Source organism: Streptomyces sp. MAI_2237 (genome assembly GCF_054189285.1).
This window is the reverse complement of record NZ_JAJPGQ010000001.1, coordinates 1,023,266-1,029,334: the sequence shown is the minus strand read 5'-3', so window position 1 is coordinate 1,029,334 and position 6,069 is coordinate 1,023,266. Positions and strand designations below refer to the sequence as shown.

Annotated in this window: 6 protein-coding genes; all 6 read right to left on the bottom strand. The window is 72.5% G+C overall.

The features are described from left to right. Positions 1-39 precede the first annotated feature (39 nt). Positions 40-168 (bottom strand): hypothetical protein, encoded by a 129-nt coding sequence (locus LN251_RS04800; RefSeq protein WP_458243231.1) that lies wholly within the window; start codon positions 166-168, stop codon positions 40-42. 350 nt (positions 169-518) lie between these two features. Then, positions 519-1,859: a transglutaminase family protein gene (locus LN251_RS04795; RefSeq protein ID WP_458243230.1), complete on the bottom strand. Its 1,341-nt coding sequence runs from the start codon at positions 1,857-1,859 to the stop codon at positions 519-521. Beyond that, the gene (locus LN251_RS04790; protein WP_458243229.1) at positions 1,835-2,188 is read right to left on the bottom strand and encodes a DUF3488 domain-containing protein; all 354 of its coding nucleotides are present in this window, start codon (positions 2,186-2,188) and stop codon (positions 1,835-1,837) included. The genes LN251_RS04795 and LN251_RS04790 overlap by 25 nt, the downstream gene beginning before the upstream one ends. Positions 2,189-2,548: 360 nt before the next feature. Then, positions 2,549-3,946: a DUF58 domain-containing protein gene (locus tag LN251_RS04785; protein ID WP_458243228.1), complete on the bottom strand. Its 1,398-nt coding sequence runs from the start codon at positions 3,944-3,946 to the stop codon at positions 2,549-2,551. Next, positions 3,946-4,983 (bottom strand): AAA family ATPase, encoded by a 1,038-nt coding sequence (locus LN251_RS04780; RefSeq protein WP_383679254.1) that lies wholly within the window; start codon positions 4,981-4,983, stop codon positions 3,946-3,948. The genes LN251_RS04785 and LN251_RS04780 overlap by 1 nt, the downstream gene beginning before the upstream one ends. A gap of 238 nt (positions 4,984-5,221) precedes the next feature. Beyond that, positions 5,222-5,830 (bottom strand): beta-class carbonic anhydrase, encoded by a 609-nt coding sequence (locus LN251_RS04775; protein ID WP_458243227.1) that lies wholly within the window; start codon positions 5,828-5,830, stop codon positions 5,222-5,224. Between the last annotated feature and the right edge of the window lie 239 nt (positions 5,831-6,069).

Genomic DNA, 6,069 nt, shown 5'->3' with positions numbered 1-6,069 from the left:
TATGCGCGGCGGCGGCCCCTCACCGCCTGCGCCGGCCCGTCAGCCGCTCTGCTGGCCCGACGGGCGGCGGACCAGTGCGGTCAAGCGTTCCGCCGTGCGGCTCTTGAAGGCGTTCCAGCGGTCCGAGGCGTCCCAGAGCGCGCGGACCGCCGACCGCGGCGCCAGCACCGCACGCCACCCGGGTCGTCCGGGCTCGCCCGTGCCCGCAGCGCCGTCCGCAGCCCGCGGACGTCGTCGGCCAGCCCTGGAGCGGCGTGCGGCCGCGGCGCGAACAGGACCTGCTCCACCGCGCTCGGCCACCCCGGTGCACCGACTCCGCGGCCGCCGGTTCCAGCTCCCCGAGCCGTACGATCCGCGCCGCCGCCTTCCGCGGCGTCAGGGCGTCGTCCGGCACGATGCCGTAGTCCCAGGCCGTGTCGGTGAGCTCGCGCCAGACGGCCAGCACATGCCGGCGGCCATCTCGGCGTGCGTACCGCGCCTCCGCCTCGACCGTCGTCGAGGCGCCCGTCAGCGTGACCTCACCGGGAGCGAGGCCGTCCGCCGCCCGCTCGTCGCGGCCGCGGGCCGACACCCGTGCCGGACGCCGAGTGCTGGGCCGAGGCGAGCCGCACCGTGCGCCGGCGGATGCGCCACAGCATGGGCAGCAGCGGCACGACGAGCGCGAGCAGACCGAGCAGCGTCCACCCAGCGATCTCGTACCAGGCCGGACCGCCGCCACCGGGGATGGCCGTGTCCGCCGGAAGGGCGTTGCCGCATTCCTGGAGCTTCTTCTGCTGCACCCCGCAGCTCGTGGTCGCCGACGGCGCCGCGGACACGGACGCTCCCGCCGACTGCGAGGTCCGCGGCAGATCCGGAAGGCTGCTGCCCGGCGTGTCCGACTGGGTGTAGGAGGGCGTCACACCCCGGTTGGGGGTCGGCTCGAAGCGGGTCCAGCCCACGCCCTCGAAGTACAGCTCGGGCCAGGCGTGGGCGTCCTTCAGGCCCACCGACACCGAACGGTCCGACTGCGGGGTGCCGGGCGCGAAGCCGACCGCGACCCGGGCCGGGATGCCCAGGCTGCGGGCCATCGCCGCCATCGCGAAGGAGAAGTGGACGCAGAAGCCCTCCTTGTCCTTCAGGAACTTCGCTATCGCCTGCGAGCCGGTGCCGACCTGCACCTGGGTGCTGTACTGGAAGCCGCCGTTGACCGCGAACCAGTCCTGGAGCTTGACCGCCTGTTCGTAGTGGCTCGTCGAGCCCTCGGTGACCTTGCGGGCGGTCGTCCGCACCACGTCGGGCAGCGACTTCGGCAGCTGGGTGTACTCGTCCTTCAGCGCCTTGGGCGGCTCCGGCGCGTCGGCCAGCTGCTCCGCCGTCGGCTGCACGTCGAGGCTCTTGACCAGGTACGTCTTGCCCCGGGTGGTCTCGCCGTGGTCGCCGACGAGCGTCATGCCCACCGGTTCGTAGCGCCACTTGCCGCCGACCTGCACACCGCTGGGCGGGTAGGGCATCGGCAGCCAGTCCTGGGCGTACCAGTCGGCCGCCGAGACACGGGTCTCGATCTCCGCGCGCTTGACGTCCGGGCCGAGGCCCGTCGGGGTGGGGAGCTTGTCCGGCACGCCGGTGACGTGCCGCTTGGACGGCTTCCAGGTGCTGCCGTCGAAGTCGTCCAGGGACACGATCCGCAGGTACAGGTCGGCGACGTCGCCGTTGGTCTTCAGGGACAGGACCTGGCGTCCTCGTCCACGTTCAGGCTGTCGCGCAGCGAGACCAGGGGGGTTGACCGCGGAGATCGTGCCCCCGCTGCCGTTGCCGGCGCCCACGCCCGTCCCGGCGCCGTCCAGCAGACCGCCGCTCATCGACGGCAGGACGGCCGGCACCACGAGAAGCGAGCCCGAGGGCGAGCACCCCCGATGCGCCGCCCGGTACGGACCGGCGCCACCGCGCCCGGTTCCCCGCCCGGGGTGCGCGGCGCCCCGCCGAACACCCGCCCCCACTGCGACAGCCGGTCCCGGCCCTCCGCGAGGAGCAGCATCAGATAGCCGGCCGCCGCCACCAGGAACCACAGCCAGTCGGTGCCGCCGTCGGACAGCCCGGCGGCGACGGAGTACAGCGCGAGCAGCGGCAGCCCGGCGGGGGCCGCGCTGCGGAAGGTCACCGCCAGGGTGTCCACCGCGAGCCCGATGATCATGACACCGCCGAGCAGCATCAGCCGGATGCCGTGCGACTCCAGCGGCGCCGGTATCGCGTACCGCGCGATGTCGTCGCCGCCCTGCTGCAGCAGATCGGCGAAGTGCCGGAAGGCCTCGGGGCCGGGGACGATCCCGAGGAACGCCTGCTGCCGGGAAGAAGACGAGGGTGAGCATCAGCAGGGTGACGAGCGCCTGCGCCGCCACCGTCAGCGGCCGCGCCAGCGGCACCCGCCGGGTCGCCGCGCCCACACCGCTCTGCACGCCTAGCATGAGGGCCGCCTGCAGGATCCAGGTGGCGGGCGTCACCAGAGGCAGCAGGGCGCAGGACGCCATCAGCGTGGCCGCCCAGGCGCACAGTGCCAGTCGTGCCCGCCCGCTCATGAGCCCGCCCCCTCAGCATCGGCCGCGTTCGCAGCGGTCGCCGCGTTGGCCGCGGCCACGCCCAGGCCCGCGCGCTCGCGGTCCGCCTGCCGCCACAGCTCGCTCAGCGCGGTGCCGCGCGGCACGCTCAGGGCCGTCCAGCCCGCCTCCCGCAGCATCCGCAGCCGCTCCGCACGCCGGTTCATCGGCCCGGGCACATCGGTGGGTTCCCGCACCCACGTGTCACCGTCCAGCAGGAAGGCCAGCGCACCCCCGCTGCGCTGGCGCATCTTGGCGGCGATCGTGGCCTGTTCCTCGTCGAGGTCGCCGAAGAAGGCCACCAGCAGCCCCTCGTTGCCGCCGCGCAGTACGTCGTACGCCCGGGACAGGCCCGCGCCGTCCGAGTGGTCGACGACCGCGAGGGTGTCCATCATCAGCCCGGCCGCGTCGGCGGTCTCCTGGCTCGCCCCCGCGAACCCGTCGGCGCCCTCGCCGGGCACCGAGTTGCCCGTGTCGGTCAACAGCCGTACCGAGAAGCCCCGTTCCAGCATGTGGACCAGGACGGACGCCGCGCCCGAGACGGCCCACTCGAAGGCCGAGTCGGGGCCCGCGCCCCGGAAGCCGATGCCTCGGGTGTCCAGCAGCACCGTGCACCGGGCGCGCTGCGGCTGCTCCTCCCGGCGCACCATCAGCTCGCCGTAGCGGGCGGTGGAGCGCCAGTGCACCCGGCGCAGATCGTCGCCGTAGCGGTAGCCGCGCGGGATGACGTCGTCCTCGCCTGCCAGTGCGAGCGAGCGCTGCCGCCCGTCGCCGTACCCCTTGGACTCCCCGCTGAGGCGCACCGGAGGCAGCGCCTCCACGCGCGGGATCACCGTCAGGGTGTCGTACGAGGAGAAGGAGCGGGTCAGCTCGCACATGCCGAACGGGTCGGTCAGGCGCAGCTGGAGCGGGCCCAGGGGATAGCGGCCGCGCAGGTCGGAGCGGACGCGGTAAGAGACCTCGCGGCGGCCGCCCGGCTCGACGCGGTCCAGCACGAAGCGCGGGCGCGGGCCGAGGACGTAGGGCACCCGGTCCTGGAGCATCAGCAGGCCCGTGGGCAGCCGGGAGACGTTGTCCATCCGCAGATGGACGCGGGCCTCGCTGCCGGCGGGCACGCGCGCGGGGGAGAGCCGGCGGCTGCCGGCCACCCGGTAGCGCGTGCGGTAGAGGAAGACCGCGCAGACCAGGGGCAGCGCGGCGAGCAGCAGGCCGACCCGCAGCAGGTCGCTCTGGCCGAGCACGTAGGCGCAGATCGCGGCCGCGATGCCGGCCGCCAGGAAGGAGCGTCCGCGGGTGGTCAGACCCGCCAGGGCGGTGCGGATGCCGCCCTTCTCACCGCGGTCGGCGTCCGCGGGCCCGCCCGCCCCGGTGGTCATCACAGCCTCCGCGGCGGCTGCTGGCCGTAGGCCGGCGTGCCGCGCCCGAGGCCGCCGAAGCCGCCCTGCTGCGGCGTCGCGGGCACCGGCGTGCGCTGCAGGATCTCCTGGACGACCTGCTCGGAGGTGCGGCGGTTGAGCTGGGCCTGCGCGGTGGGCAGCAGCCGGTGGGCCAGGACGGCGACGGCGAGCGCCTGGATGTCGTCCGGCAGGGCGTACTCCCGGCCGCTCAGGGCCGCGGAGGCCTTCGCCGCGCGCAGCAGGTGCAGCGTGGCGCGCGGGGAGGCGCCGAGTCTGAGGTCGGGGTGGGTACGGGTGGCCGTGACCAGGTCGACCGCGTAGCGCCGGACCGTTTCGGCGACGTGCACCGAGCGGACCGCCTCGATCAGCTTGACCATGTCGTGCGCGTGCGCGACCGGCTGCAGGTCCTCCAGGGGGGACACGCCGCCGTGCACGTCGAGCATCTGCAGCTCGGCCTCCACGCTCGGGTAGCCGACCGAGACGCGGGCCATGAAACGGTCGCGCTGGGCCTCGGGCAGCGGGTAGGTGCCCTCCATCTCCACCGGGTTCTGCGTGGCCACCACCATGAAGGGGCTCGGCAGCTCGTAGGTCTGCCCGTCGATGGTGACCTGGCGCTCCTCCATGGACTCCAGCAGCGCGGACTGGGTCTTGGGCGAGGCGCGGTTGATCTCGTCGCCGATCACGATCTGCGCGAAGATCGCTCCGGGCTTGAACTCGAAGTCGCGGCGCTGCTGGTCCCAGATCGACACGCCCGTGATGTCCGAGGGCAGCAGGTCCGGGGTGAACTGGATGCGCCGCACGGAACAGTCGATGGACCTCGCCAGTGCCTTGGCGAGCATGGTCTTGCCCACGCCGGGGACGTCCTCGATCAGAAGATGTCCCTCGGCGAGCAGTACGGTCAGCGAAAGCCGTACGACCTCGGGCTTGCCCTCGATCACTCCTTCCACCGAACTGCGGACGCGCTCCACAGTGGCAGTCAGATCACTAAGGCTCGCTCGATCGTCATAGGTCGTCACCCGGCCCTCCTCGGCCCGTTCTTTCATGGGCCGATGCTCAGCTGCTCGCCCCGGCCCACCCCGAATCACGGACACCACGCGGGAAACGTCCCGCGCGGCGCCACACCCCGCATTCTTGCTGCCGTTACCGATTCGTGTCACTCGACTGTGGACAAGTGGCCGCGATATGTCGGGTTTTACGGTGCTTGGGCTCCAGCATGCGCGCGTTGCGCGAGGAACGAGAAGGGCCGGGGACCGATCACGCAGGGTCGATCTCGCGCAGCAGGCCGGTCCTCACGTCGAAGACGAAGCCGCGCACGTCGTCGGTGTGCAGCAGGAACGGCGAGGTGCGCACCCGCTGCATGGACTGGCGGACGTCCTGGTCGACGTCGGCGAAGGCCTCCGCCGCCCAGGCGGGGCGCTGGCCGACCTCCTCCTCCAGCTCGGTGCGGAAGTCCTCGGTGATCGTCTCCATGCCGCAGCCGGTGTGGTGGATGAGGACGATGCTGCGGGTGCCGAGCTTGCGCTGGCTGATGGTGAGGGAGCGGATCACGTCGTCGGTGACCACGCCGCCGGCGTTGCGGATCGTGTGGCAGTCGCCGAGCTGCAGACCCAGCGCCTTGTGCAGGTCGATACGGGCGTCCATGCAGGCCACGACCGCCACGTGCAGCACGGGACGGGCGTCCATCCCGGGGTCGGTGAACGCCTCGGCGTAGTGTTCGTTCGCCTCGACCAGGCGGTCGGTGACCGTGCCGCCTCGTATGGCGCCTTCGGTTTCGGTGGAAACGGATGCGGAAGTCGTCATACTCATGACGTTACTGGTCACCGCCGATCTGGTCTGCGGGTGGGAGAGGGAAAAGAGCGTCATCACGGTCCTCGTGTGAGGTAACCCACACAGGTGGCGGGCGGAAAGCCGTACGGGTGATTTTCCCCGATATGCCGCTTCACATGCACCTCGGGGCGCGACGCGCAGGCCGGTTGATTGACCGCGAGACACCGTGGACTAAAGTGACGCGAAGCGGGAGGCGAGGCTCTCCCTGCTGGACTGACATCCCGGAGACCCGGCGATTTTCCGGGCTCTCCCCACGTGCGCGGCGCGTACGTACG